We start from the raw sequence: 23462 nt of genomic DNA, 5'->3' as shown, positions 1-23462 counted from the left end.
CGTACCCAAAAACACGTATCCTAAAAGGCATGAAAGAAGAAACGTCGGATACCTCGCCAAACATGGCAGACGCGGTACTTGCCTGCCTCTTCGGATTATCAGGCTCCGCACCGCTTCTGATCGCATCCGGGGCATTCGCGTTTCCCCACATTTTCTACCTGTGGATCCTCACCCTCATGGCGTCACTCATCATACTCATGAGAAGAACCGTACCAAACGTTGCCTCCACGCTCCTCATCATCACACTGATTTTTAGATGCCTGCTCTTTCCAAACCTTCTTTTCATCACAGACATCATCGTGCTCATCATGGTGTATACCGCCAGCGCTCGCGCCCGCGTTCCCGTAGCTGTTCTTGTTATTTTGTCTGCGATTGGTTCGCTCACATTCATCTGGGTTCAACGCCTGCCGCAATATTCATGGCAAGACGCGTGGTTGTTCGTCACTGTGTTAGCACTTATTGGAACAACATCCCTTGCAGGTTTCGCACGGCGCTCACAACGCGATCAGGCACAAAAATTCCAGGCCGCCGAACGCCTCCTCCAACAAGAAACCTCAGAAAACCAACGCGGCGCAATCGTGCGCGAACGTACCCGAATCGCACGTGACCTCCACGATATCGTGGCGCACACACTCGGCGTCGTCATCGCCCAAGCAGACGGCGGGCGGTACGCAGGGCGAAAAGACCCCGAACAAGCACTCCGCGCACTCGACACGATCTCGGACATGAGCCGCGCAGCACTAAGCGATATCCGATCCATTGTTGGCGTACTCCGCGAACCGTCCGATTTCGATTCCTCACTCACCCCACAACCAGTCACACACGATATTGCCAGCCTGATCGAACGTGTCAAAGAATCAGGAATTGATATCGCGTTCGTTGAACTCGGAGTGAACCATCCTCTACCCGCCGGAATCGGAAACGCACTCTTTCGGATATGCCAAGAATCTGTCACTAACTCGATGAAACACGGTGGGCCACACGTCGCTATCGTCATCAAACTCGAATGGCAAGACAGGGATGTAAGCCTCTCAATCGTGGATAACGGACGAGGAGCATCAGTGATAAGCGACGGAAAAGGAAACGGCATAATCGGCATGTCTGAGCGCGCGGCACTTTTTGGTGGCACACTAGAAGCTGGAGCTCGACCAGGCGGAGGTTTCATGGTTCGCGCAACAATACCGTACGATAGAGACTTCCACGAAAGGAGACCGCAATGACGCAAGAAAAAATTCGTGTTGGCCTTGTTGATGATATGGATCTTATGCGCTCGGGCCTCTCGATGATGATCAACTCGCTCGACGATATGGAAGTTGTTCTTGAAGCGCGCGATGGCCTCCAGGCTATCAACCGGCTACAGCTAGTCCCCGTGGACGTCATACTCATGGACGTTCGTATGGAAGGAATGGATGGCCTAGCCGCAACACGCGCCATCACCAGTACCACTCCGCCAACCGGTGTAGACCCCAAAATCCTCATCCTCACCACCTTCGACGAAGACGATTACATGTTGGAAGGCATCCGCGCAGGCGCCTCCGGGTTCCTCCTCAAAGATGCTCCCACTGCGAAGATGCTCGAAGCGATTCGTACCATTTATCAAGGCGACGCGGTTATCGCACCTTCCACAACACGGCGCCTCGTAGATCGGCTTGCCACTGATTCTATTCGGCTTCACGCCAGCAAACCAGAAGTACTCGACGATCTCACAGACCGCGAGCGCGAAGTCTTCTACCTCATCGCACGCGGGCTCACAAATACAGAAATCGCCGATCGCCTCTACGTTGCAGAAGCTACCGTGAAAACACACGTCACCCGCATCTTCGCAAAGCTGGGCGTACGCGATCGAGTACAAGCCGTCGTGATCGCCTATGAAGCCGGAATCGATACCCCAGGGCGTGGAGACGTATGAGTATTGCCCAACTCGTCAACGTGTCAGTCGCGTCCAGAAAACTTCCTGAAGGCCGCGCCCTCAACAATGTTTCGATGAGTTTCGGCAACGGAAAATTCTCTGCCGTTCTCGGCCCAAACGGTTCCTCAAAATCGCTTCTCATCGAAGTACTTGGCGGCCTCGCTCCCATATCCACAGGCCAGGTCATCACATGCGGAATCGATATCACTCATAGCGGCAATGACGAACTCGCAGAACTGCGCGCATCATCCGTATCCTATGTGTTCAACAAACACAACGTGATCGATACACTTACGATCCGCGAAAATCTCCTCCTTGCACACACGTTTTCATCCCTGCATCTTGACAACGTGCTCTACCGGGATGTGATCGGATCATTTAACCTGCGCAAATACCTAGATCTGCGCCCTTCCGCTACCACAGCAGACGTTCATCAACGCGTTGCCATCGCCCGCGCTGTTCTCAAACGATCACGGCTAATCCTGGCGCATGAACCAACACAGTTCCTCCGCCAAGAACCATCCGAAAACGTACTCGATTCACTACGGCGTTGTAACCGCGAATACGGCATGTCCATCATTATGTCCACCCACAACAACTTTGCAGCATCCTATGCGGATCACGTCCACCTCTTTCTGGATGGCGAACCCACGGGCATGGTTGCCAACCCATCTCTTCAATCCCTTGCTTTCGCTCAAGAAAGCAGCGCATACTGGGCGCGATGATCCATGTTCCCTTTCATCTTCGAGCATGTTGTGGCATTCTGGCGAGCCTACATTCTTCCATCAATCGTCATTATTCTGTCCACCATGCTCATCTACATGGGGCTAGCAACTCAAGAATATATTGATCAATCCGAACCCTACGCGGCCCACGCATCAGTATCAGATGCCGATATTCGCATCTTCAACACGCAACTTCCAGCCCGCGATTTCCTCCGCCAAGTAGAAAACCTACACACAGTCCGGCTAGCCTACTCCCCAACCTCTTTGTGGGGAATGGTGATGACCGCAGCCGGATCCGCCCATCTCAACATCAAAAGCGTGCCGCCGAAATCCCTTCGTATAGAAGATTTCTACCAAGGCACCTACCCAACTACAACCGACGAGATCGCGCTCCCCACCGCCGTCGCCCAACGCCTCAAAGTGTCCCTTGGCGATTCAGTACTCCTCACTATCCCAGCCGTAGGAAAACACGGAACCTTACGCCAACTCACTGTCTGCGGAGTCTACTCCTACAGTCCGCTCAACCGAAACTTCCAGTCGCTCTTTAACGCCATAGTCGGACTCGACACAAAAGAACTCTGGATCGATACCGCAGGAAAACAACCCATAGATAACCACGGGATACTGGTCAGCGGGCGCCCCTCTGTTGGACTCGACAAACTCAAAGAATCAGTCCTCTCAATCCCCGGAACCATTGTTCAAACCCGTGAAGAAGCCTACGAAAAATACCTGACCGCAACACGTGCCTACGTAGCAAACCTGCAAGGATCAGGCCGTGCGCTACTCATCGTTCCGTTACTCGCCACGATACTCACGCTCTATTACACAGGGCGCCATATTCTGCGTACCCGCGAACGGGAATACCGGTTGCTCGTAACCATGGGCGCCACGCAAACCCACATCTTCATACTCGCATTCCTGCAACTGCCTTTCATCGGAATCGCAGCCATCACAATCGGTATGCTGCTCGGGCACATCGGCGGAAAACTCCTCCACGCACTCATCCAACTCCTGCCCGGATTGCACTTCCTTCTCCCGTATTTCCAACCATCGCTCATGGTGAGCATCCAAACCATCGTGGTTATGATCGCTGCTGTCAGTGCCGCAACTATCGCAGCAGTCTGGAACGCCACCTACCTTCCGTTGTTTCATTTCGCAAAAAACACACGTACATCACCTATGCTTCTGCGCGTCACAAACTGGTTCGGAACAGTCTTCCTCACCACGGCTCTCCTTGTGCTTGCAGCTCTGGCTACCCGGCGCGGGCAAATCCCGGACACGTGGGCAACCTATCATGCTACGATAGCGTTGCTATCCATAGCATTCCTGACGTTAATTGCGATGGTGGCACACGTGGCCGTCACTCACCAATTCCGAGACGCGCTGACTCGCGGCAAGGCGCCGCTATCTGTTTCGCTCCGGCCACGCGAAGCCGGCGCATTTGATGTTTTAAACAACTCGCTTTTCAGTTCACGGCTTGTTGTTACCAGCGTGGCAATGTTGGTGGTTGCGTTAACAACAAACGCTTCATCAGCCCATTTAGTAAACACGATCGCTGACGAAATCAGCCCGTACGATATTGCTGTGAGCACGGATGAAGAAAACGGGGTGATGCTCAACGATGACGTGATTCATTCCGTCCTGTCGTATCCCGGCGTGAAAAACACGTTGCTTGTATATAGCGCAAACGTCCATATTAAAGAAAAAGGGGCTGATTTCGAACCATTCGATATGAATATCCGTAGCGTTGATCGGAGGGCTGCAGAAAAATATTTTGCCGACGACGATCATGCGGACATCCCTGAACGCGGTATTATTCAGATCCCGTCTGATGTGATGCGATATCTGAACATCCATAGTGGGGATGCGCTCGCGTTGCCCGCCGCCGATGGCGGCGCCGTGTCTTTTAAGGTTCAGCGAAGCGCAAGCCCGTGGATCGTGATGGAACTGGCCGATTTCCACTTAGTTAAGACCCCAAACGTTGTGAACGAATTATGGGTGAAGGCTCAGGCGGATCAATTGAAGAATTTCGCAAATTTCTTTGTGGATTTCAGAACGTCGATCGTGACTAATCATTTGACCGATGAATTCCGGGTGAAAGCTGGTATTACGTTGGATATCTTGACTATCGCGGAAAAGGCAAGCTGGACTTTGCCGATTTTGACTGGATTGATCGTGTATGCGATCGTTGCAGCGGTGATTGCGTTGCTTTCTGCTACGTCGTATTGCCATGGGCGCCGGCGCCGGGAAGCGCGTCTATTATCCAGTATGGGCGTCCCGGAACGTCACATCCGGCGAGGTTACATGATTGAAAGCTACGGGCTGGTGCTCATCGACATGATCATCGGAACGCTGCTTGGCTTGGCCGCGATGCCGATGATTTGGTTCGATTTATTGGGCTTACGCTATCACAAAAACCTGGCATTCCCATTCATGGATATTGTACTGATTTTGGGTGGAATCATGGTGTTTACAGGGATTTTCGCGTTCACACGATCACTGTGCCGCAGGCCTTAGATCCTGCATACTCACCATCCTTTGTGTGACGTATCCCCAAACTGATGAACGTCACAGCATTAGCTCTTTATTCTTAGAGCAAAAACTGCCAAGGTATCCAGTAGACATTTAAGAAACACCTGACGTTGGAGAGTAGATACATACCCATGGATTGGCGACACGATGCTGCATGCTTGGATGAAGATCCGGAACTGTTTTTCCCGGTGGGTAGCTCCAGTGCGGCTTTGGCGCAGGTGGAGCGGGCAAAAAATATTTGCCGTACCTGCGACGTTGTGGATACATGCTTGAAATGGGCAATGGATACAAACCAGGATGCTGGAGTGTGGGGTGCGATGTCAGAAGATGAACGCCGCACGTTAAAACGCCGCAGCGCACGGGCACGCCGAGTCTCCTAAAGTATAGGGCCACCTAAAGTTTAGGCCGGATCGGAGGAAGTCCTCCCGATCCGGCCTTCTTTTATCGCCTACTTCATCATCATCGTAATAGTAACGAGCGTGCCGCCTTCTTCTGCCTTCTCCCATGTGATTCGCCCGTGGAGTTCAGATGAGACCATGGTTCGCACGATCTGCGTTCCCAAGCCAGATCCTGGACCTTCAGAGCCGATACCAACACCATCGTCTCGAACAGTCACTGTGAGTTCATAGCCGTCTCGCAGAGCATCCACGCTCACATGCCCGCCTTCTGGCAAGCCATGTTCTACAGCGTTGGAGATGATTTCGTTCAACACCACAGACAGCGCGGCAGCCTGTTCGGCACGAATCAACCCGAAAGATCCTGTGAATGAAGATTCCACATGCACATCGTTTACCGCAATATCTACGGCCATGCGAAGCACAGGAATAAACAGTTCATCGAAGTCCACCACTTCGTTGATGGTTTGAGAAAGCTGCTGGTGAACAAGCGCAATCGTTGCCACACGGCGCTGGGCCGTGGCCAGCGCCGTGCGGGTTTCTTCTGACGACGCCCGCCGCGATTGCAACCTCAACAATGCGGACACCGTTTGCAGGTTGTTCTTCACGCGATGATGGATTTCGCGAATCGTGGCATCCTTAGTGATGAGTTCTTTTTCTTGCCGGCGAAGTTCGGAAACGTCACGGCACAAGATGATGGCGCCCAAACGTTCGCCGTCTTTGCGCAACGGCACGCCACGGAGTGAAATAGTGACGGAGTGTGATTCTACTTCGGCCATCCACGCGGCCCGGCCCATCAACACAACGGGCAACGATTCGTCCACGGTGGAGTAGTCATCGATTTTGGCCGTTACTAGTTCAGCTAGCACCCGATCGTGCAACGGCTCATCAACACCGATTCGGCGCAAATGCGATACCGCGTTCGGCGAAGCGAACACCACCACGCCTTCTTCGTTCACATGGATCAGACCGTCAGATACACGCGGAGTACCATGCCGGTATCCTGAAGGAGCTTCACTGAACGGGAATTCCCCGGTAGTAATCATGTAGGCAAGTTGTTCCGCCAACGAATCGTAGTTTTGCTGGGCGTGCGAAAGGATCCGATCAGGATAGAGCGCATTCACGGCCACGACAACGGCAATGTTGCGCCCTCGATAATTGACAGGGATGTAGGTGGACTCCACGACGTCGTCACCCCACGTCACAACTTCCCCGGTGCTCAATGCTTCTTGGATCCGGTTCAATCGCCAACGCTCAGCGACTTCCCCAACCACGTCCACTTCGTAGAGTGTGGCGGCGGTGGCAGGGCGTGCTTGGGCAGCAATCACGGGGCCGTCAACGGTAGCCGTGACAAGGAATAAGTCGGCAAACATGATGTCTGCAAGTAATTGCCAATCCCCTGTAAGCATGTGGAGCCATTCACGTTGATCGAAGGCTAGGGCGGTTCGCTGTTGCAAAATATTTGTAAGTGTAGACACAGTTTAACAATAGAGCTAAATAGTGTTGAATAGAAATATGAACATTACTGAAGATCTTCATTATGCTGCTCCTCTTGAGGATGTCCTTGCACTTTTCCGTTCGGAAGAGCTGGTTTTTCGCCGTTTGCAGGAGGTTGGCCATTCTGATTATGAGTTTGAGGCCGATACGGTTGATGGTAAGCATCGCACCACCGTGTCGCTTGCGATTAACTCGGCCCAACTTCCTGATCAGGCAGCAACTTTTCTCGGCAAGCACATAACTGCACAGATCATTGGTGTAGAAAACGTAGGTGATGTTGGTGCACATATCGATTACACGATCAACACGAAACTTCCGATGTCGTTTAAGGCGCGGATGCTTCTTGTGTCTAGTGGCGCTACCACTGCCGGTAAGCTTGAGATTCATATGGATGTCAATATTCCGTTTGCTGGTTCCATGATTGAGCGGAGTGTCGCTTCGAAGATTCCACGTGTGATTCGTCAGGATACTGAGCTTGTGAATACGTTGTTGGTTGAGCGCCGTGCGAAGGAGAGCGAATGATTGATCGCCAGTATGAGGATTTACTTGCGGACGTTTTGGCGAATGGCACGGTGAAGGGCGATCGTACGGGTACGGGTACGTTGTCTGTTTTTGGCCGGCAGCTTCGGTACGATTTGTCGCAGGGTTTTCCCCGGATTACCACGAAGTTTGTGGCGATGAAGGCTGTGAAGGGTGAACTTTTGTGGTTTTTGCGTGGCGATACGAATATTTCGTGGTTGCGTGAGCGTGGGATTTCGATTTGGGATGAGTGGGCGAACGACGACGGCGATCTGGGCCCCGTCTACGGCTACCAGTGGCGTTCGTGGCCTGCTCCGTCTGGGGAGCATATCGATCAGATTGCGAATGTGATTGATCAGATTAAGAATAATCCGGATTCTCGCAGGCTTATTGTAAGTGCATGGAATGTTGCCGATTTAGATGCGATGGCCTTGCAACCGTGCCATGCGTTCTTCCAGTTTTATGTGGCGGATGGAAAGTTATCGTGCCAGTTGTATCAGCGTTCTGCGGATTTGTTTTTGGGTGTGCCGTTTAATATTGCATCCTATGCGTTGCTTACGCACATGGTTGCGCAGCAGACGGGGCTTGACGTTGGCGATTTTGTGTGGAGTGGCGGGGATTGCCATATCTATTTGAATCATCTTGAGCAGGTGCGGGAGCAGATTTCGCGCGAACCTTATCCGTTCCCAACGTTGGCGTTGACGAAAGCACCAGATATTTTTTCGTACACCATGGATGATATTTCTGCTGCGGATGGCTACCAGCATCATCCTGCGCTTCATGCTCCGGTGGCAGTATGAGACTGGGAGCTATTTGGGCGCAGGCGCGTAATGGCGCAATTGGCAAAGATGGAACGATTCCGTGGCATATCCCAGAGGATTTAGCACTCTTCCGGAAAGTTACATGGGGTAGCCCGGTGATTATGGGCAGGCGAACATGGGAATCGCTCCCGCCACGTTTTAGGCCGCTTCCTGGTAGGAAGAATCTTGTGGTGACTCGCGATCGTGGTTTTCTAGCTGAAGGCGCGGATGTGGTTCACACCGTGGATTCAGCAATTACTGCTGCTTCTGAGTCTGGCGCCGATTTTTCGTGGATTATTGGCGGCGCTCAGCTCTATTCCTCGACACTCCCACTATGCGATCTGCTTGTGGTAAGTCACATCGATATTGAAATCGCTGATGCGGATGCACTTGCGCCCTTAGTCCCAGATAACTGGAGGGCACACCCGGCATGTATCCAGACAAATATAGAGAATCTGGGCTATCATGTATCCGTTCTATCCAACCCCGAGTCAACGATCTCCGAACAAGAGATCCGCGCTCTTCTCGCTTCTTAGGAGTTGTGATATGTACATCGCGCACCAGCACTTAATGAATCCAACCGATGCCCTTGCGTATGCGGTATCTGTTGGGGTTGGTGAACTTGTTACGTCTGGCTTGAATGGGCTCAACGCTACTCGGGTCCCATTCGTGGTTGTTGAGCGCGATTCGCAACTGATTATTCAAGCTCACCTCAGCCGCGTAAATCCGCAAGTGAACGATTTTGGTGAAGCTTTGCTGATCGTCACGGGTGCAGACGCTCATATTCCGGGTCATTATCTTCCGCCAGAAAAACCAGAATCGATGGTACCTAGTGCACCTACGTGGGATTACGTTACCGTACATTTACGTGGCCCGATGGTCACCTTCGATGATCCAGATTGGAAGCGTACGCATTGGGAAGCTCTTGTGGAACAACATGAAAAAGTTTGGACTCTAGCTGACACGAAGGAGGAACGTCTTGAGCGGGTCTTCAACGCAGTTGTAGGCGTGGAAATTACGATCACTGAGCAACTTGGCAAGGCAAAACTCCACCAGAACCTGGCCTCTGACGATATTTCTGCATTGGCTGACAAGCTGGAATCAGACGGCGATACGAAGATCGCGTGCCTCATGCGCGATATCTCGGTGCCGTGGGCTCAGGCACGTGAAGCTCGCGTTGAAAAAGCGCGTCGTGGGCATACTGCTCCAGAGTTCTAATCCTTAGGCAAGCATCTCAGCTAAACGGTACGCATCGTCAGGTGTATCGACGTCGATACACCAGTTACTGCAATCACTCACTGTTGCCACATTCAGGTGACGGAATGCGGAACGAAATGGGCGATCCCGTTCTGTGACAAGGTTTTTTAGTACCCCAAAGCGATATACGCCGTGCATGTACTGGATCCAGTGTTCTGCATCGGCTGTTACTGGAGCAGCCCCATCGCTAGTTGGATCATTGTTTACTGCTTCAACAAGTTGCGAATACATCCGGGAAGCGAGTGGAGCATCGCACGTACCAAACGCAACAAGATCGCTATCTGCCAGGTCAAGGCAATCTACTCCGGCACCTATCCCAGCCAGTGGGCCTCCATACGGCGGATCTTCCAAAACGCGGCGAACCCCTGTAGGAACAGACAATGTTGGTGGGCCAACAACAACCACACGTTCCGCTGGAACATTGTGCATATCAAGTTCGTCTAACACAATATCGAGCAGGCGGCGCCCAGCAACGTTATAGTCAGGTTTAGAAACCCCACCTAAACGCCGGGCAGTACCGCCTGCCAGAATAATTGCTGTGTGTACCACGGGTATCCTCCATTCGATACCGCACACACTACACGTAACTACCTATTCATGCCGGTTGTTCGCTGGTTGAGTCATGCGCTTCATCGTTGGCACAAGTGAGAGCATTGCCAACGCGGCCAGCGTTAACGCAAGTCCAAGCGCCACAAACAACATCACATCGAAACTCGCATCCAACGCTGGCGAGAAGATCTGCAACATCACCCATCCAGTAGCGAAACCTAGCATGGATGCGATCAGAGCCATCACCACCAACGGGCCAACAGATTCGATCAGCATCATCGCCGTCATATCTTTCGGGCGCATACCGTTCAAACGCAGAGACAACAGCGAGCGCCGGCGCTCCAGCAAGCTCGCATACGTGGAAACCAACATAGAAATCACAGCAATAACGAGTGTTCCCGCAATTCCGCCATACACCAGATACGTCATCAACACGATAGTCGCAGCACCTGAAACCGTTGCTTTTTCACCACCGAAAGCGACTGAATACCACTGATCGAGAGTGAAAATATCAAGCCGCGCCAGCGTTGAACGGAATTGCTCCACTGAATCCGGATTCGTCAAACGAACAAGAAGAGACGATTTAGGATCACTCGTTGCCGCACCAAAATCTTGCGCCACATCCGCCTTAAAATCATCAAGGTTATCTGCATAGACGACACCAGCCCGATCAATGGCCGACGCGTGTAGGTTCACTCCAGCTACGCCATCCGCGCACTGAATATCCATAAACCCACCGATCTCAGCACAGTCAACAACACTCCACGCCCCAGCTATATACGGCACCTGACGGATATCATCAACCTCCGGTTCACCTTTCAGCAAGGCCACGGTGCGCGCAGCATCGTCGTCGTCAAAATTAGTTATCACAACGCTGCCCGTACGCAACGAATGAACCTGGCTAGATTCGCGAGCAAACACCGATTCTGCTTCCGAAACCGCCGTGAGGAACAACGTGCCTGCAAACAACGCAAGCAAAACCCCAGAAACGGAACGTGAAATACGTGAAGCGTGCGCACGAACATACGTGAGCCCAATAACCGACGGGGCGCGGCGGGCTCGCTTCGCTAAAAACCCCGCAACCAGGTACGTTACCCACGGGCTCGCAACCACAATGCCAACCATCATTACGATAACGCACCCGAGTAACACGAACGCGTCATCAGTAACTCCCGCATTATGATCCACAGTGATGTAAAGAAACGCAAGAACGCCTGCGCTCACAAGCATCGGAAGAATCCGAAGCGGGCTCGGGCGCCCCTGAGTCTTTTGCCGGCGAACCACGCCCAACGGCGATACGCGAATCCCCCGCATACCCCACGCGTGAGCCGCCACCACCAAACCGGCCGCAACCAAGGCAATAACCCCAGCCTGAAGCGGACTTACGCCGAAGCTATCTGCCCACAAACGCTCCCCATCAATCGGAATCATCGGGTAGATCGGGCGGATCGCAAGCCACCCAAACACGCCCACAAGATACCCAAGCACTGCGCCAACCAGCGCTTCCACAACCATAATGTTGGCAATCTGGCGGCTCGTAGCACCAACTAAACGTAACGCAGCATAACGCTGCTCGCGCTGAACACTCCCCAGCGTTGCCGAAATCGCAATCAGCATCAACACCGGGAAAATCACTACAATCAGCCCCAGATACATAATGATCTGACTAACCCGCAGACTCTCCGGCTCTCCTTGCGTGAAATCGGAAATGCGCGTGCCTGAATCTGGGAGAGCACGACCTCGGAACACCAATAGATCATCCGGGCCAGCCGTGAGCTGCGGCGGCAAATCGCCACGATCTTTCGTTCCAAAACGATCTTCCAAGCGATACTCTGGATGTTCATTCATGATCGCGCGCAGGCCAGGCGATACCAAAAACTCGCCATCCTTCGGCCACGTCATACCGAAAAGATCAGGTGGATTCACCACGCCTGCAGTATCCACATCCACTGGGAAAAACTGACGTGTTCCCACCGTACGAAGCGGATCGTCTACCGCAATGTGGATCTTCACAGACTCTTTCACGTCCGGTTCCGGAGCGCCATCTGCTTGAGCGCGCGCTTCGTTTGCAACTGCCCTGCCCCACGCCGTGTACGTATCGTTGCCAAGAGCATTATGGAACGACGCCGCCGTAAACAAAAGCATCACACCCAAGGCTACCGCCCCAGTAATCAGCGCCAGACGCCCCTTCGTGCGTTGCAACGAATTCTTAAATAAAATCCAAGAAAGATGCATCCGAACTCATCCTTCCAACAAGCCGTCACGCACGATCACTTCACGATCGGCATAGGCAGCGATCAGCGGTTCATGGGTGACCATCACAACGGTCATGCCAGTGTTGCGGGCAATATCCATAAACATGGTCATCACGCTTTCCGAATTGAGGGAATCGAGCGCGCCCGTTGGCTCATCCGCGAACAGCACTGACGGCTTTGGGCACAAGGCACGGGCGATGGCCACGCGCTGGGCTTCGCCGCCAGACAGCTGGCCGGGGAGCGACTGCGCATGATCGTACAGCCCCACCTTTTCCAGCCATTCTGCCGCCTGATAGTAGGCCTTGGACTTAGCCATGCCGTCAAGCAAAAGCGGGACCGCCACGTTATCGAGCGCTGTTAGTTCCGGGACGAGTTGGCTGAACTGGAACACAAACCCAAAATCGCGGCGGCGCAGGATTGTGCGCTCCGCATCGGACATCGTGGTCAGTTCCAGGCCGTTGAACGAAACTGTGCCGCTATCTGGGAGTTCGATGCCAGCCAGCGCATGGAGGAGCGTTGATTTTCCTGAGCCCGATGGGCCCATGATCGCGAGCGCTTCACCACGTGAAACATCGAGCGATATGCCGCGCATGGCGTGGGTGGATCCGTAAGTTTTCGTCAGATTTGTGGCTTTGAGGATTTCAGACATAATTCTTCCTTGAGTTGTGCGAGGCGTGCAGACGCGAGTTCGATCCAGCGTAGGTCTGCTTCAATATGGAAAATCGCGTTGTCGATGAGGAGTTTTTTAGCTATCGGTGCATCCGCTTTGCGGGAGGTGAGCGTGCGCATTCGCTGCAAGTGGTATGCGCGTTGAGCACGTAAGTACGGTGCCGCATCACCATCAACAATGAGGGCGATCACCGTTTTGGCATACATGTTTGCTTGGAGGGTAGGCGATGGGACTTCGGGTTGCTGGAGCCATTCGGCTACGGCATGACGGCCTGTTTCCGTGAGAGCGTAGCGCGTGCGCGCAGGGCCGCCCGGCGTGCCTTCGTCGTCAATTTCTATCACCTTCGCATCGCGTAGGAGCCGGGCAAGTGTGGCATACACTTGCCCGGGCAAGATTGGCTTATCGCCGGCGAAGAGTTGATCGTAGAGCTTCTTTAACTCATACCCGTAGTTTGGTTCACGGGTGAGGAGCCCGAGAAAGGCGTATTGGGGTTCCACGTTCGCTCCTATACACTGAGTGAGTAGTCCTTCTAGTCACTCAGTGTATAGATGTTGCATCCAGTTGTAAAGCACGCCTTGAATTTATTAGCTTTCAGTAGCATCAGGAGATTGTTTTTCTATACAGATAGATTGTTCACCCAAACCGATCCAATCAGTACCAGTACGCTCCCCATACATCCATCGATAGCGGAGGCGCAAGCAGACGGATCGCCAGTACCAGCAGTGAAAGATTCGGTGAAGATCGCCCACAAAATTTTGGATAGTTATCCGCAAGACGCTGCCACCACGTTTAATTACTGAGGCGGCCGGCGTTATGTAGGTTAGGCGATTTTTTCCCAGGGTTCGATTGGCCCTGGAACGACGACGAAGATCGGGTGCGCACGAAACTCTCCCGATATCCACGGTTCGGATGTTAGAAGGTGTGGAGCGCGCACCGCTATCTTTGAGCGCAACCATGCAGCTTCGTATGCGAGTTGGCCGTCTGTAACAGGAATGTTGATCGGATGTTCAGGGATAGCTGGGAACGTTATCTTTGTGGCGTCGAAGGAGTAGCCGCGAGCAGTGGCTTCTTCCTGAAGTCCAGAAAGCCAAGCGCCGATTGCTTTCATTGGTTCCGGTTGAGCTTTGAAGCGATCAAGTTGCGGGTGGTTTTTGTAGCCCTTTGTTAATCCTGCCAAAACCTTTTGGGCAAGCAGGCCTTCACGCCAGCCAGCGATGAGAGCGGCTCGATCAAGTTGTGACGGATGGATAGTCCAGAGTCTCATCTATACCTCCAACGATTTTCGCCGTGTAGAACAGCCACTGTAGAAACTGTACGAAAATTAGGTAAAGAAAAACCCGATCTCGCTTCAGATCGGGTTTTCACTAGTTGCGGGACCAGGATTTGAACCTGGGACCTCCGGGTTATGAGCCCGGCGAGCTACCGAACTGCTCCACCCCGCGTCGGTAGTTATTAGCTTAGTGGGATCGGAGCGAAATATCAAAGCCGCACATGGTGCCCTTGCTCACGTACCCCCTCATAGCAAGTATTGCTTCCATCTTGACAGCACGGCTAGTTGCGTGGTTAATTAGTCATGTAACTAACCAAGGAGGTGATGGTATGGCATCCGATTCTTCAGCCCTGAACTTTAATTCCACTACCCCGATCTATTTACAGATCGCCCAGGATATCCGGGACAAAATCCTCAACCAGGAACTTCAAGCAGGAGCACAAATCATGTCTACCACCCAATATGCGACCACCTATCGCATCAACCCAGCCACCGCCAACAAAGCGTTCACCATTCTTCAAAACGAAGGACTCATCTACAAGCAACGCGGCATCGGCATGTTCGTCACTGACAACGCCGAAGAAATCCTTCGCAAAACCGGCCAGCAAACCTATGTTAATTCAACCCTAGCGCCGGCCATCAACGAAGGGCTCGCGCTCGGATTCACATCCACAGACATTCTTTCACTGATTCACACCCTACTTGAGGAGACAAAATGACAGCCCTTCCACTGCAAGTACACCTTGACAAAGCCGGGTACTCCTATTTCAGACACAACGCCCTCACGTCTGTGAGCACCACAATCGAAGCAGGAAAAATCACCGGACTACTCGGCCGCAACGGATGCGGAAAATCAACCCTCTCCATGATGCTGGCCGGCCAACTCAAGAGTAAAGGACACGTCCGATTCACGTGGGACAGCGAAACGTCGTCGTCCCCAATCTGGAACAACCCGAAACTCATGCCGCACGTGACACTCGTATCCGACGAAACCTCGGTACTACTCGAAAAGAAACTCAGCGACACCATCAAAATCTGGGAGAAAACTCGGCCAGAATTCGATACCGAACTCTGCCACACACTCCTAGACCAGTGGGGAATCAAACTCAAGCGCAAACCAGGCAAACTATCACGCGGGCAAAAATCGGCGTTCTACGCCTCACTCGGCCTCGCCTCCCGCGCCCCACTCACGATCTTCGACGAAGTCCACATCGGAATGGACGCCGTAGTACGCCAAGAATTCTACGACGCGCTGCTTGCCGACTACGTTGCCCACCCGCGCACGATCATCATCTCATCGCACCTCGTCAACGAAATTGAAGACATCATCGAAAACGTTGTGATCCTCGACGCTGGGCATGTGGCAGCATCCGGAACCGCAGACGAACTCCGCGAACGCCACTCCTCCCCCGAAAAACTCGCCTCACTCACCGACGTACTCATCGCCACCACCCGGAGGAACTCATGAAACTCGCATCAAAAGTCTTTTTTAACAAGCAACTTATATGGATGAGCTTAGCCATACTAGGCACCGTTATTGGCGCCCTCCTTGCAAACCTCGGGCTCACCTACTACCTCTCGAACGCTGGCTTCATCGTAAGCGACTTCTATATGGGCGTTACCGAAGGCGCGAACCTCACCTGGTACTCCAAAGCAATCGGAGCCAACGTGCTAGGGCTTTCCTCGCTGTTCCCGTTCATTGCAGTCGCCGTGATCAGCACATACAGCGCGCAACATACCCGCGTTTTTCTTGGGGCAGGAATGGAACGGCGATCCATCTTCTACATCATGCAACTATTGATCATCTCCCTTACCGCATTCTTTACCGTAATCGTGACCTTGCTTTTCTCCGGAACTAGCGCTCTTGGGCTAGCTAGCTATGACGGATACGGCGTTACGACAGTTGTGTACACGGCAATGTTGCTGGTGACGATACAAGAAGTTACCCTACTAGCGATCGCGATTTTCTTACGCTTTTCCGCAGGCATGGCGTTGGCAATCGTGTTTGCGCCCCCGCTCCTGTTCGGCGCGTTCGTGGGATACACCGGCTTCTTCGAGATTCCTCGCGTGATCGAATTCCTCAATAATCCATATGGGTTGATTGGCCTGTATGCGGCTGGCTTCGTGGCCGTGGTTGCCCTAAACTGGGCGATTATTACCCGGTTGCCGATGCGCCGATGAGAGGCACTACGGATCTCCCCTAACTGACGAAAAACTCACCTATTTCCGGTGATGAGCCTTATATGAGGCCTATCGCCGGAAATAGGTGAGTTTTTCGTATGGACGCGGTCCTGGTCGCAGTGGCTAGCTATCGGCTCGAACCTCAATATCGCCCAGGCCCAACCAAACCAGCCCAACCAAACCAGCCCAGGCCAGCCAGCCCAGGCCAGCCAGCCCAGGCCAGCCGCCGCGCCTGATCATTTCGAGAATAGTGACAAATATTGCCACTATTCTCGAAATAATCAGCATTACCGAACCGTAAAGCACCAAACAAGCCAAAACCAACCCGATGTGACCCGTGGATACTAATCAGCAACATCCAACGCCAAAGGGACCGAATATCGAACGGCATGTTCGATATTCGGTCCCTTCTAGGCACAAGCCAGATAAGCTAGCCTATCGGCACGCTACACGGGCTTAGACTCCGCAGAGCTCGCGAATCCAGCAAGCCAACCCTACTTGCCCGCATCAACCTTTTGTTGTGCTTCGGCAGCGCGGGTAATTGCTGCATTCAGCTTCTTCTGGGCATCACCATAGGCCGCCCAATCTCCTGACTTCATCGCGCTATCTGCCGACTTGATCGCGTCCTTCGCATCATTCAACGCGGCGGCAAGATCTGCGGCAGGAGTGCTTGGTGTTGCTGGCTTCCCGGCATCCGGTGCAGATGGACCCGCCGGTGCCGGCTTTTCAGCAGGATCTGGCTTGGCGTCCTTCTTTCCATCTGGCTTGGCTGGAACTTTCACTTGATTGCCATCAACAGGGGCTTCCTTATTGCCTACAATGTTGGCGTCACCAGCATTAACGCCGGCATCGCCACCAAATACCATATCTAGCGATTCTTGGAGTGTTGGCGCGAAGCCTACCGAATCACCGAACAGGGTGAGCACGTATTGCAGGGTTGGGTACTGGGTTCCCTTCGATGCCTGGACGTAAACCGGTTGCACGTAGAGCAAACCGCCGCCAACTGGCAAGGACAACAGGTTACCTTCCAGCACCTTGGTTCCGCCTTGGCGCAAGAGGTTCAGATCGGTAGAGACCTTCGGGTTTGCGAACATTGTGTTTTGAGCCTGCCCTGGGCCAGGGACAGTCAGGTCTCGTGGCAGTTCAAGCAAACGCAACTTGCCGTATCCCGGAGCAATCTTGCCGGTTTCGTTGCCTGCATTCGAATCGGCGGCAAGGAAGCCAGTCATGACGTTTCGCTTGGTGTTACCGCCTGGAATGTATGCAGAGTAGAGAGAGAAGGATGCTTCATCTTGCCCCGGCATTTTCATTGTCAGATAGTACGGAGGCTGGGCTGGAGCCCCGACCTCAGTTTCAGACTTGGCCGTTGGTTCACGTGGAATCTGCCAGAAATCGCCACCGGAGTAGAACGAGAGGGCATCTTCAACGTGGTAGCGAGCCAACAGAGTACGCTGCACCTTGAACAAATCTTCTGGGTAACGTACGTGTGCAATCAGATCGCCTGGCATCTTCTTCAGCGGAGTAATTTGCCCTGGGAAGATTCCGTCCCATGCTTTGAGGATTGGATCCTTATCATCCCACTGATAGAGGGTGACTTTGCCATCGTACGCATTCACAACTGCCTTGACAGAGTTGCGGATGTAGTTGATTTCGTTCGTACCACCTGCGATTCGCGCCCCGGCCCGGTTGTTGGAATCCGCGGTTGCTTCGTTGAGCGTTTCGCGCGCGGAGTATGGGTAGTTATTTGTGGTGGTGTAACCATCGATGATCCAAACGAGTTCGCTTGGGGTGTCCGGGTTCGAATCCATATCGACGACGGCGGGCACGGCTTTCGAATCGAGGGTTAAGTATGGTGCAACCTTGGCCACACGCTTGTGTGGATCGCGATCGAAGAGGATCTGTGAGTGTGAGGTGACTCTATCGGAGAAGAAGAGTTCAGTTGACCTGTACTTGATGGCAAACATGAGTTTGGACCAGAGGTTACCGATGGATGGGCCGCCATCACCCTTGTAGGTGGTGTTGACTTGGCCGTTCGGGGCGGCATCGTTTGGATAGTCAAGTTCCCATGGTTTGGCTTTTTCAGGCGCACCTACGATGGAGTATTCGGGAGATTGCTGACCGAAATACACGCGTGGTTCAAACTTTCCAAGCTCACCGGTTGATGGGATTCCGGCTTCCCAGAAGGCAGGATCACCCTTGGACGTCACGGTGTTGCCGTAGGCGGCAGCCACACCAAAACCGTGTGTGAACACCGTATGATCGTTCACCCAGGAGCGGCGTTCATTATCGAGCCCGTCCAAATTGAGTTCACGAACTGCGATCACTGTATCGCGCAGTTCCCCGTTAATCGTGTAACGATCAACGGTAAGTGGTTCCTTGAAGGAATAGTATTGGCGGTTTTGTTGCAACTGGTTGAATGACGGATCCACGATGTTCGGATCGAGCAAGCGGATCTGTGCAGTTGTTTGAGAATCTTGGCGCAACTGGCCGGCTTCGGCTGTAGTGCGCGCTTCGTATTGTTGCTTTTCTACGTTCGCCAAACCATACGCATCCAATGTTGCGTTAATATTGCGCTGGATAAACTCAGATTCAAGTTCTGCCGCGTTCGGATCAACTTTGAAACGCTGCAACAATGCAGGATAAGCAGCGTTAACAACCAAAGCCACAGCGAAAACGGAGGCGATACCAACCACGGCTGGCTTCCAGCGTTTCACGATTCCCGCATACAAGAACATGAGCGCAACAAGCGCAGACGCGATGGCAAGAATGGTGAGACCAGGCTGGGACGCATTGATATCCGTATAGGTTGCACCAGAAAAACGTTGTTTATTTCCAAGGAGAAGATTGTAACGACCCAACCAATAGTTACCAGCAAACAAGAAAGCACCTGCGGCTAGCAAAATACCCAAATGAAGTTGAGCTTTACCCTTCAAATGTGGCTTGTTGCCGCGGAAGACGAATGCACCATTCGCCCAGTATCCAACGATCGATGCACCGAGAGAGATCACAAGAAGAGTGCTCAAGAAACTCAACACAATCTGTAATGCCGGCAACGAGAACACGAAGAATGACACATCTAATCCGTATTCCGGATCTTTCGTTCCAAACGAAGTTCCGTTGAACCAAAGCAAAAATGTACGCCAGCTCCCGGCCAAACCGGCGCCAAAAAGTGCACCGATCACTAACGGAATTAGCCCATACGTGATCACCGAATGCCGGCGTAACCACTGAACATTCTTAGCTAACGGGTTGGTGGAGACAACGACGTCATCACTAGAACGCGCCTTCCCCAACGCAACTCGCAAATTCAGCGCGAACACAATCGCAGCCAACAGTGCTCCAACAACACCTAAACTAATGGCTGCCCCATATTGAGTCCAGAAAACGCGAGAAGCCCCGATCTGGCTAAACCAAGCCATTTCTGTCCAAAATTCTGCCACAATAATCAGCGCAAAAACGATCACGCCCAACACCACAAGCGTTGGCGTGAATGCTCCTCCAGGAAGCCCTTGCTTCGCAGGCGGACGTGGCATATTCGCCGTTGATGATGACACTACTTGTCCTTAAAACTCGTTTGTAACTCGTGCCGAATGCACAAATTCTCTCCTTAACCGTATCTTACTTGGATGTAAAAAGAAGGTCGATAGAAAAGCAGGAGATATGCCAGAGAAGAACAATATGCGAGAATAGGGAGCATGACTACAGAGATTTCCCCAGAACTAAAGTCCTTGCGCGACGCTACGCTCGATATCGAACGCCACGTGGCAACCGGTGGATGGGATGCCCCAATTCGCCTGTTCGCGCTGGTTCGTGCGCAAGCCGCGCTGGCCGCAAACCCTGAGTTGGCAAACGAACTTCCTGCTGACGTTCACGCCGAATCCATCGCTGATCCCCACCTCCTTTTCTCGGTGGAACAGGAGGACCTTCCACAAACAGCATCGTTGGATGAGTTGTTGGGCCACATCGTGTGGCCTGAAGAAGTTGATGGTGCGGCGATTTCGGTGGAACGGATTGTTCTGCCACCGTCGGCAGAGTCGGATATTCCAGACGACGACGAAGCCGCACTCTCCTACCTACAAAACCACCCGGAGCGCCAGGATGTGCGCATGGTGGTAGCCGCGCTCCGCATCGGGGCCACGTGGAGCGTGATCCGGATGCGTTCGCATGATTCGGATGCGGATGTGCTGTCTGGCGAAAATTTGGTGGAAGGCCTGACCGCAGCCATCAAAGCAACGTTCGAATAAGCTTTATTCGCCCATCCGCATTTTTGGTGCCGCCACTGCGGAGCACGGAACCAGCTTTGACGTATCACCATTCGCGATAGCCTCTGCCGCCTGAATAGAATCGTCGATCGTACGCACAGCCCACACGTTCATTCCGGTGGGAACGTGTCCGCGTGTTTCAGAGCAGTTGGCGGCAGGGGCTAAAAAGTTTTTTACGCCCGCTTCGTTAGCACCGGCAAGCTTTTGGTTAATTCCACCGATTGGCTGGATCGAACCGTCCCATGAAATAGCTCCTGTTCCGGCGATAGAGTTCTTGCCACCAAGTGAACCTGGTGTGAGTTGATCATAGAGTGCCAATGAGAAAATATTTCCGGCGCTTGGGCCACCAATACCGTCAATAAGGTATGAAACTTGGACTGGCAACTCAAGTTTTGTCACCGTGATAAATACGCCCATGACGGAACCAGGGCGTACGCTGCCATCAAACTCTGGCTGGCGTGGCACGGTGGTGACGGGAACAACTGTCTCTTTACCATCGCGTATCACTGTCACTTTGATGCCCGTTCCAGGCTTCACTTTTTCTAGAGCGGATGACAGTTGGCTGAACGATGCTATGTTCTGCGGCTTATCCATATCTGGCGTTTGCACTGCCGAAATGATGTCACCTTTGTTAACTTGCGCATTTTTGTTGGTGCTCCCAGTAATTTCCAGCGTCATTTTCACGTCGAGCCCGGCACGCTCCATGGCCACGGCGGCAGCGGTTTCTTGAGATGACTTCATCATTTCGTGATCGCGTGAGGACACGGCGTCGTTCGTTTCTTCCGAAGCGTAAAGCGCGCGAACCGGAACAACGCGTGCACTGCTATCAAACAGCGCGGATGCCACGGTTCCCCCACTCGCTCCCGTATCCGGATTCCCATATGCAGATACGGTTGTCATATAAAGATGCGTATCGGATGGGTACGGCTTTTGCCCACTGATGCTCACAATCCGTTTCCCGTCATACAATGCTGTCACATCATTGGCGGGGCCGGGAGCCATGACAATGAAGCTCGTTGGCATAACGAGCGTTGCCACGGCAAACAGCCCGAATAGGATTCCGGGAATAAAAGGGGACTTTGCGGGCCACGAAACTTTTTTCACCCTTTAATCATGCCTGAGGGCAAACTGTTCTCTCCACAACGTTCGCCCTGCGCGCACGAACTCACTGACATTGAATAGTGGAAGGCAAGCCAAGTAATCTTAGTATTACAGTGGTGAAGGAGAATGATGGCTGAGGATAACAAGGATCAATGGGAAGAAATGCTCCGTGCGATTATGGGCGATTCTGCTGATGAAGTGATTCGTTCCATGAAGGATTCGGGGATGGATCCGAGCGCGCTTGGGATGGCTATTAGCCCAGATCAGATGAATGCTGTTACCGCTCAGTTGCGTGCAATGTTGGGTTCTTCTGGCGAGGGTCCGGTTAATTGGAAAATTGCGGAGGAAGTTGCGCGCGATACGATTATTCGTTCGCACATGGATTCTTTGTCTGGCACGGAGGGCGATAAGATTCGTTCCGCGTTGTCTGTGGCATCGTTGTGGTTGGATGCGGTGACGGATATTAACCCTACGTCTGGTCCGAATCTTGCGTGGACTCGCCTTGATTGGATTGCTCATTCTCTTCCAACGTTTCGTAAGCTTCTTGATCCGCTTGGTTCCAACATTAACCGCGCGTTTAGTGACGTGATGAAGCAGCAGATGGGTCACCTTCCGTCTGACATGGCTGGGATGCTTGGCGATCCAGCCACGTTGATGGCCGGTTTGGTTTCGTCATTTTTAGGCATGCAGTATGGCGGCGCGTTGGCTCAGTTGGCGATTTCGTCGTTCGGTACGGCCGATATTGGAGTTCCGTTGATGGAGGGTTCGTCGGCTGCGTTGGTGGGCGCGAACGTTTCTGATTTCGCGAGTGATCTTGAGGTTTCTGACGACGACGTTCGCATGTATATCGCCGTGCGGGAAGCCGCTGCGGCTCGTCTGTTCGCCTCTGTTCCGTGGCTCCGTTCGCGAATCATTGATACGGTTGCCGAATTTGCACGGGGTATTGAGATCGATATGCAATCGATTGAGGATCAGGCTAGATCGTTTGATTTCAGTAATCCGGAAGCGTTGCAGGGAATGGATTTCACTGGGGTCTTTTCAATGGAGCAGTCGGAGGCTCAAAAGGATGCGCTTGCCCGCCTAGAGCATATTCTTTCACTGATCGAAGGCTGGGTTGCCGCCGTGTCAGCACGCGCAGTGTTGGCTTATATTCCAAGTGCTGTTGCGTTGCGGGAGATGTTTGCCCGCCGTAATGCCACATCTCATCCGGCTAAGGCCGTGTGGGGCGTGCAGTTGGGCGTGGATCTGACACCACGGCATTTGCGTGCGGCTACAAGTTTCTGGGAGCGTGCTGCCCGGGAGCGTGGCGATGCTGGTCGAGATCAGCTGTGGTCGCATCCCGATCTTCTTCCTACATTGGAGAATTTGGAGAATCCTGATTCGTTCTTTTCTCCTGAAGCTGCCGCGATTGAGTCTGAACTCGATTCGTTCTTGGCCGAACTCCTTGATGGCGGCACGGATGATAGCTCATCGAAGGCTACGGGCGAATAATTTATCCACACGTGTGGATTACTAGATCTGCACGTGTGGCGGTATCCGT

23 protein-coding genes and 1 tRNA gene are annotated in these 23462 nt (G+C 52.9%); 14 read left to right on the top strand and 10 right to left on the bottom strand.

What is annotated here, in order from left to right; translation table 11 throughout:
- The first annotated feature begins 29 nt into the window (after positions 1 to 29).
- The 5 genes from ARCH_RS09250 (at position 30) to ARCH_RS02095 (ending at position 5546) form a co-directional block, all read left to right on the top strand.
- Positions 30 to 1220, top strand: coding sequence for a sensor histidine kinase (locus ARCH_RS09250; protein ID WP_013169668.1), 1191 nt, complete (start codon positions 30 to 32; stop codon positions 1218 to 1220).
- Entirely contained in the window at positions 1217 to 1909 is a 693-nt protein-coding gene (locus tag ARCH_RS02110) for a response regulator (RefSeq protein ID WP_013169667.1), read from the top strand. Before ARCH_RS09250 ends, ARCH_RS02110 begins: the two co-directional genes overlap by 4 nt.
- Positions 1906 to 2634, top strand: a complete 729-nt coding sequence (locus ARCH_RS02105) for an ABC transporter ATP-binding protein (protein WP_013169666.1) — start codon at positions 1906 to 1908, stop codon at positions 2632 to 2634. The genes ARCH_RS02110 and ARCH_RS02105 overlap by 4 nt, the downstream gene beginning before the upstream one ends.
- Before the next feature lie 3 nt (positions 2635 to 2637).
- Positions 2638 to 5151 carry an ABC transporter permease gene (locus ARCH_RS02100; RefSeq protein WP_013169665.1) on the top strand — a complete coding sequence of 838 codons (2514 nt, stop codon included), beginning with the start codon at positions 2638 to 2640 and terminating at the stop codon, positions 5149 to 5151.
- A gap of 146 nt (positions 5152 to 5297) precedes the next feature.
- A complete protein-coding gene (locus tag ARCH_RS02095) occupies positions 5298 to 5546 on the top strand; it encodes a WhiB family transcriptional regulator (protein ID WP_013169664.1) in 249 nt (82 codons plus the stop codon).
- A gap of 68 nt (positions 5547 to 5614) precedes the next feature.
- On the opposite strand, the gene ARCH_RS02090 is transcribed toward ARCH_RS02095, so the two are convergent.
- The gene (locus ARCH_RS02090; protein WP_013169663.1) at positions 5615 to 7039 is read right to left on the bottom strand and encodes a sensor histidine kinase; all 1425 of its coding nucleotides are present in this window, start codon (positions 7037 to 7039) and stop codon (positions 5615 to 5617) included.
- A gap of 37 nt (positions 7040 to 7076) precedes the next feature.
- On the opposite strand from ARCH_RS02090, the gene ARCH_RS02085 reads away from it, so the two are divergent.
- The 4 genes from ARCH_RS02085 to ARCH_RS02070 are packed head-to-tail and all read left to right on the top strand — an operon-like array spanning position 7077 to position 9595.
- Positions 7077 to 7580, top strand: coding sequence for a DUF2505 domain-containing protein (locus ARCH_RS02085; RefSeq protein ID WP_041640304.1), 504 nt, complete (start codon positions 7077 to 7079; stop codon positions 7578 to 7580).
- The gene (locus ARCH_RS02080; RefSeq protein ID WP_013169661.1) at positions 7577 to 8377 is read left to right on the top strand and encodes a thymidylate synthase; all 801 of its coding nucleotides are present in this window, start codon (positions 7577 to 7579) and stop codon (positions 8375 to 8377) included. The genes ARCH_RS02085 and ARCH_RS02080 overlap by 4 nt, the downstream gene beginning before the upstream one ends.
- On the top strand, positions 8374 to 8913 hold the full coding sequence (locus tag ARCH_RS02075) for a dihydrofolate reductase (RefSeq protein ID WP_013169660.1): 540 nt from the start codon (positions 8374 to 8376) through the stop codon (positions 8911 to 8913). The genes ARCH_RS02080 and ARCH_RS02075 overlap by 4 nt, the downstream gene beginning before the upstream one ends.
- Before the next feature lie 10 nt (positions 8914 to 8923).
- Positions 8924 to 9595, top strand: a complete 672-nt coding sequence (locus ARCH_RS02070) for an FMN-binding negative transcriptional regulator (protein ID WP_013169659.1) — start codon at positions 8924 to 8926, stop codon at positions 9593 to 9595.
- 3 nt (positions 9596 to 9598) lie between these two features.
- Here ARCH_RS02070 and mobA read toward each other — a convergent pair whose 3' ends face one another.
- The 6 genes from mobA to ARCH_RS02040 all read right to left on the bottom strand — a co-directional run bounded on the left by mobA (position 9599) and on the right by ARCH_RS02040 (position 14550).
- Positions 9599 to 10183, bottom strand: coding sequence for a molybdenum cofactor guanylyltransferase (mobA, locus tag ARCH_RS02065; protein WP_013169658.1), 585 nt, complete (start codon positions 10181 to 10183; stop codon positions 9599 to 9601).
- Positions 10184 to 10225: 42 nt separating this feature from the next.
- Positions 10226 to 12418 carry an FtsX-like permease family protein gene (locus tag ARCH_RS02060; RefSeq protein ID WP_013169657.1) on the bottom strand — a complete coding sequence of 731 codons (2193 nt, stop codon included), beginning with the start codon at positions 12416 to 12418 and terminating at the stop codon, positions 10226 to 10228.
- 6 nt (positions 12419 to 12424) lie between these two features.
- On the bottom strand, positions 12425 to 13087 hold the full coding sequence (locus ARCH_RS02055) for an ABC transporter ATP-binding protein (protein ID WP_013169656.1): 663 nt from the start codon (positions 13085 to 13087) through the stop codon (positions 12425 to 12427).
- Positions 13057 to 13605 (bottom strand): PadR family transcriptional regulator, encoded by a 549-nt coding sequence (locus ARCH_RS02050; RefSeq protein WP_013169655.1) that lies wholly within the window; start codon positions 13603 to 13605, stop codon positions 13057 to 13059. Before ARCH_RS02050 ends, ARCH_RS02055 begins: the two co-directional genes overlap by 31 nt.
- A gap of 323 nt (positions 13606 to 13928) precedes the next feature.
- On the bottom strand, positions 13929 to 14372 hold the full coding sequence (locus ARCH_RS02045; RefSeq protein ID WP_013169654.1) for a pyrimidine dimer DNA glycosylase/endonuclease V: 444 nt from the start codon (positions 14370 to 14372) through the stop codon (positions 13929 to 13931).
- Between the two features lie 104 nt (positions 14373 to 14476).
- Positions 14477 to 14550 (bottom strand) — tRNA-Met (locus ARCH_RS02040).
- Positions 14551 to 14707: 157 nt separating this feature from the next.
- Here ARCH_RS02040 and ARCH_RS02035 point away from each other — a divergent pair.
- From ARCH_RS02035 to ARCH_RS02025, 3 genes are read left to right on the top strand one after another with little or no spacing between them, the layout of a single operon-like run.
- The gene (locus ARCH_RS02035; RefSeq protein WP_013169653.1) at positions 14708 to 15097 is read left to right on the top strand and encodes a GntR family transcriptional regulator; all 390 of its coding nucleotides are present in this window, start codon (positions 14708 to 14710) and stop codon (positions 15095 to 15097) included.
- Positions 15094 to 15846 (top strand): ATP-binding cassette domain-containing protein, encoded by a 753-nt coding sequence (locus ARCH_RS02030; RefSeq protein WP_013169652.1) that lies wholly within the window; start codon positions 15094 to 15096, stop codon positions 15844 to 15846. Before ARCH_RS02035 ends, ARCH_RS02030 begins: the two co-directional genes overlap by 4 nt.
- The gene (locus ARCH_RS02025; RefSeq protein ID WP_013169651.1) at positions 15843 to 16559 is read left to right on the top strand and encodes a hypothetical protein; all 717 of its coding nucleotides are present in this window, start codon (positions 15843 to 15845) and stop codon (positions 16557 to 16559) included. The genes ARCH_RS02030 and ARCH_RS02025 overlap by 4 nt, the downstream gene beginning before the upstream one ends.
- Before the next feature lie 123 nt (positions 16560 to 16682).
- On the opposite strand, the gene ARCH_RS10065 is transcribed toward ARCH_RS02025, so the two are convergent.
- Together ARCH_RS10065 and ARCH_RS02020 are read right to left on the bottom strand one after the other, a co-directional pair.
- Entirely contained in the window at positions 16683 to 16826 is a 144-nt protein-coding gene (locus ARCH_RS10065; protein WP_187286514.1) for a hypothetical protein, read from the bottom strand.
- Between the two features lie 227 nt (positions 16827 to 17053).
- Entirely contained in the window at positions 17054 to 20113 is a 3060-nt protein-coding gene (locus ARCH_RS02020) for a UPF0182 family membrane protein (protein WP_013169650.1), read from the bottom strand.
- A 141-nt stretch (positions 20114 to 20254) separates the two neighbouring features.
- On the opposite strand from ARCH_RS02020, the gene ARCH_RS02015 reads away from it, so the two are divergent.
- Positions 20255 to 20803 (top strand): PPA1309 family protein, encoded by a 549-nt coding sequence (locus tag ARCH_RS02015; protein ID WP_013169649.1) that lies wholly within the window; start codon positions 20255 to 20257, stop codon positions 20801 to 20803.
- 3 nt (positions 20804 to 20806) lie between these two features.
- Here the strand turns inward: ARCH_RS02015 and ARCH_RS02010 are convergent, their stop codons facing one another.
- Complete coding sequence (locus tag ARCH_RS02010) at positions 20807 to 21925, bottom strand: YlbL family protein (RefSeq protein WP_013169648.1); 1119 nt, start codon at positions 21923 to 21925, stop codon at positions 20807 to 20809.
- Between the two features lie 123 nt (positions 21926 to 22048).
- Between ARCH_RS02010 and ARCH_RS02005 the strand changes: the two genes are divergently transcribed.
- On the top strand, positions 22049 to 23413 hold the full coding sequence (locus tag ARCH_RS02005) for a zinc-dependent metalloprotease (protein WP_111724922.1): 1365 nt from the start codon (positions 22049 to 22051) through the stop codon (positions 23411 to 23413).
- Positions 23414 to 23462: the final 49 nt, after the last annotated feature.

This window comes from Arcanobacterium haemolyticum DSM 20595 (assembly GCF_000092365.1).
Taxonomy (GTDB): domain Bacteria; phylum Actinomycetota; class Actinomycetes; order Actinomycetales; family Actinomycetaceae; genus Arcanobacterium; species Arcanobacterium haemolyticum.
Note: the sequence above shows the minus strand (reverse complement) of the source record. Positions and strands in the feature narration are given on the sequence as shown.